Origin of the sequence: Longimonas sp. (genome assembly GCF_046498435.1) — a bacterium.
Lineage (GTDB): Bacteria > Bacteroidota > Rhodothermia > Rhodothermales > Salinibacteraceae > Longimonas.
Window position 1 is genome coordinate 1 of record NZ_JAWOAR010000355.1, and the last position, 3572, is coordinate 3572.

Annotated in this window: 3 protein-coding genes and 1 pseudogene; all 4 read left to right on the forward strand. The window is 62.1% G+C overall.

The genetic code is table 11. The features are described from left to right. Nucleotides 1–215 (forward strand): annotated as a pseudogene (locus tag R6U20_RS13945) (hypothetical protein); the annotation flags it as partial. 112 nt (nucleotides 216–327) lie between these two features. Continuing rightward, nucleotides 328–954, forward strand: coding sequence for a Uma2 family endonuclease (locus R6U20_RS13950; RefSeq protein ID WP_410338447.1), 627 nt, complete (start codon nucleotides 328–330; stop codon nucleotides 952–954). 71 nt (nucleotides 955–1025) lie between these two features. Next, nucleotides 1026–1754, forward strand: a complete 729-nt coding sequence (locus R6U20_RS13955) for a type 1 glutamine amidotransferase (protein WP_410338448.1) — start codon at nucleotides 1026–1028, stop codon at nucleotides 1752–1754. Nucleotides 1755–1839: 85 nt separating this feature from the next. Then, entirely contained in the window at nucleotides 1840–3345 is a 1506-nt protein-coding gene (locus R6U20_RS13960; protein ID WP_410338449.1) for a hypothetical protein, read from the forward strand. The last annotated feature ends 227 nt before the right edge of the window (nucleotides 3346–3572 follow it).

Here is a 3572-nt window from a genome sequence, read left to right on the forward strand (position 1 = left end):
CCCCGGAAAAAGCCCTGACCGTTTATATGACCCCTTCTTTGATGAGCGCCATCGCTCATCAGCGATATGGTGAACAGTGGGCGGCCGATCTTAAGTCCACCCTGCGGGATCTTAATCTGGGCGACCGCCCCCCCGCGACCGAGTACTCCTGGGGTGCGGATATCCCGGGCGGCCTCCAACCTAACGTGTACATCGAAGTCTCGCACCTGGTATAAGATGCATGTCAGACCCGGACGCCACCAATCCGATACAACCGTCTGGGGATACATTCCGGATCGGCAACGTACGAGACGACATCTCTGCCCTTCATCATAGGTTGACAGCGCTATGGAAACGACAAAGCGGCCTCCGCCCGAGACGCGCCTTGCTGATCTGCCCGACGATCTGCCCGACGATCTGCCCGACGATCTGCCTGAAAAAGAGCGTTACACCTACGCCGACTACCAGCAGTTGCCGGAGGGGGCGCCCTATCAACTCATCGACGGATCGCTTATCATGGCTCCCGTACCTGCCACTCGGCATCAAATCGTACACGCCCGTCTCTTTCTGGCGCTTGCCGAGCTTGTCACTCGTCATGAGCTTGGCCAGGTCATGTCGGCTCCCGTCGACGTCAAGCTCTCGGAGTCGGATGTGCTGCAGCCGGATCTGGTGTTCGTTTCGGAGGCGCGGCTGGATGTGATTGGCGAGCAGGCCATCGACGGCGCGCCCGATCTGGTGATGGAGGTGCTTTCGCCCTCGACCGCGCACCACGACCTGACGACCAAGAAGCGGCTCTACGAGGTGCATGGTGTGCAGGAGTACTGGATTATTGACCCGGATAGCCGCACCGTAGAGGTCCATGCCAACACCGATACAGGCTTTACCCAGCATGCGCGGCAGGTCGATGACGGTACGGCCACATCAGCGCTGCTCGATGCGTTGGCTGTGGAGCTGAATACGCTTTTTGCATCGTAGCACCTTCCTTCGCATCCCCCCAAACGACAGACCCTTAAACGACAGACCCTTAAACGACAGCCCGCTACGCTATGCCCGATTCGCTCCATGTTGCTTTGCTCGATGCCTCGCTCGGCGACACGCATGTGCAGCGCAATTTTACACGAGAGTTGGCGGCCCGACTTTCGATTGTGCGCGTATCGGAGGGCGATATGCCGCAGCCCTGGCCCGATGCCAATGCCCCCCGAACGGCGTGGCCGTACGACGCCCTAATCGTTTCGGGCTCGCAGTCCTCGGTCTACGACGACCGCCCGTGGATCGCTCACGTGGAGCAGTACGTGCGCCGCGCACTCGCTGCCCACGCGCCGGTGCTGGGCGTGTGTTGGGGGCACCAGCTGCTGGCCCAGGCTCTGGGCGGCACTGTGCATAGTCAGAGCCGCTATGAACTGGGGTACGTAACCGTGGAGCAGATCGCCGACGACCCGATCTGGAAGGACGTGCCGCATTCGTTCACCGTGTTCGCTACGCATTCCGACGCGGTTACGCGGCTGCCTGAGAACGCTACCCTGCTGGCTCGCAACAACGCGGGCGTGCAGGCCTTTCGGCACGGCTCGGCGGTGGGGGTGCAGTTTCACCCCGAATACGATCGCCGCTGCGCTCAAGACATGATCGAGCGCAAATCGCTCCCCGACGCGGAGAAGCAGACCGCTCTCCAAACCATCACCGATGCGAATGTGCAGGCGGCCCGCGCGCCGAAACAACTCCTCGGCAACTTCCTGCGCATGGCCCAGGCGAAGCGCCCTGCCTCTCGCAATGCGTAGACGCCCCAAGACGCTTGCGCCACAGTGTCGTGTGTGCTACTGTGTAAGTACGTCTTACCGCGCTTTGTGATCGACCCTCCCGCCTATGCCCGCCGCCCCGTTTCGCGTCGTCTCGATTCCGCTCAACCGCGAAGCCATTGTCACCTTTCTTACCCCGCCCGACCCAACGCCCCACGGGGCTTCCGTGCGCATTGTGGCATCGCGACCGACCGCAGAGGCCGAGACCGCATGGGCCAATCGGCTGCGCGACGCCCCCAGCATACACAGCCTCATCAGCCGCGACGACCCGGCAGGCTACGTGCGCCCCACCACGACCGACCGCCTTGTGCCTACCGAGTTTCTGGAGGACGACCCCGCCTACCTGACGCGTAACATGGGCGGGTGGAGTCCGGTCTGGTTTGGGGTGATGCAAAGCCCGGTGGCTTCGACCGCAGAGGATCCGCTGCTCCGGCATGCGGATGTGCTGACCACGTATGGGTCTCAAATCCAGTACTTTGGGGCCGATCCTACACAGGTACGCACCCGCCTGCCGCGCGAACTGGGCACCGATGCGGTGGAGGACGTTGCCGCAGGCATTGTGCGCCTGCATGACTGGCGCGCCCGGCACGACGCTACCGGCTCTGTGGCCAGCATGACCGCCTATGCCGAGGCGCTCTACGCGGAAATCGCCACCTCGGGGCCGCTCACCACGTCCAGCGGCGATGGGCCTCCCGTGCCCCGCGCCGTACTCACCGACGAACTGCTGGGGCAGATGGCACGCATTGAAACCCGCCGCCGTGCTTCCGTTGCCAATGGGGCTGCCGAGGAAGCCGACGCGCTTGCGGACTGGCAGCAGCGCATCAAGGCTGACACGGGGCTGGTGCTCATCCTGAAGGGCGAATACATCATGGGACGGCATCGGTGCAGCACGGTACTAATTGCTCCCGAACTGGATCTGGTGGCCAAGCAGCCGGGGCCCGAGCCGTTCCACGAAATTGAACTGGGCGCTGCCACCCACAACGGACGCGCCGAAAACCGTCCGGTGCTTACGCGCAGTGGGGCGCTGGTAACTGCTGCCGGGCGGCTGCGTCTGATTCTGGAAGAGGGTCTTGTGGAGCCGCTCAATCAGCTCTTTGGACACGACGTGCAGCTTGTGTCGAGCCTCGGCTTCATCCAGGAGCCGTATGTAGATGGACCCACGCTCAAGGAGTACGTGCTGGCCGACCCGGAACGCCTGACGCCTGCCATCTACGAACTGGTGCTCTTTCACCAATTGGTGTGCGAGCAGGTCGGGGTCGAGAATGGCGACTGGCACGCCGACAACTTTATGGTGGATCCCGATCGTGCGCATCCGCTCAAGAGCGACACTCCCGGACTCATTCACATCGACTGGGGGGCGGCGCGTCCGTTGCACGACGAGGAGCGCACCGATGCGCAGATCGATGCGCGCATGAATCAGGTCAAAAACATTGCGTACTCGTACGAAAACGAGGCGGTGGCCACCCAAAGCCGCACGCTGCACGACGAACTGGTCTCCGACCCGGCACGCATGGAGCGTCTACGCCGCGCTGCTCGCGACTTTGCATCGGCGTTCGATGCCTCCTTTGCATAACACAGATAACACAGTATGCTTTCGTATCCCCCTGTAAACAAACGACGCTGGCATGAGCGATTGGTGGAAGCTGCGCGGATAGATGTGATAGATCGCAGCGTCTTTCCACCAATCGCTCATGCCAGCGTCGTTTGTTTACAGGGGGATACGAAAGCATACTGTGTTATCTGTGTTATGCAAAGGAGGCATCGAACGCCGATGCAAAGTCGCGAGCAGCGCGGCGTAGA

Bases quoted from the DNA above. Each gene is read 5' to 3' on its own strand.
- R6U20_RS13950 (WP_410338447.1), top strand. From the start codon at position 328: ATGGAAACGACAAAGCGGCCTCCGCCCGAGACGCGCCTTGCTGATCTG.
- R6U20_RS13955 (WP_410338448.1), top strand. From the start codon at position 1,026: ATGCCCGATTCGCTCCATGTTGCTTTGCTCGATGCCTCGCTCGGCGAC.
- R6U20_RS13960 (WP_410338449.1), top strand. From the start codon at position 1,840: ATGCCCGCCGCCCCGTTTCGCGTCGTCTCGATTCCGCTCAACCGCGAA.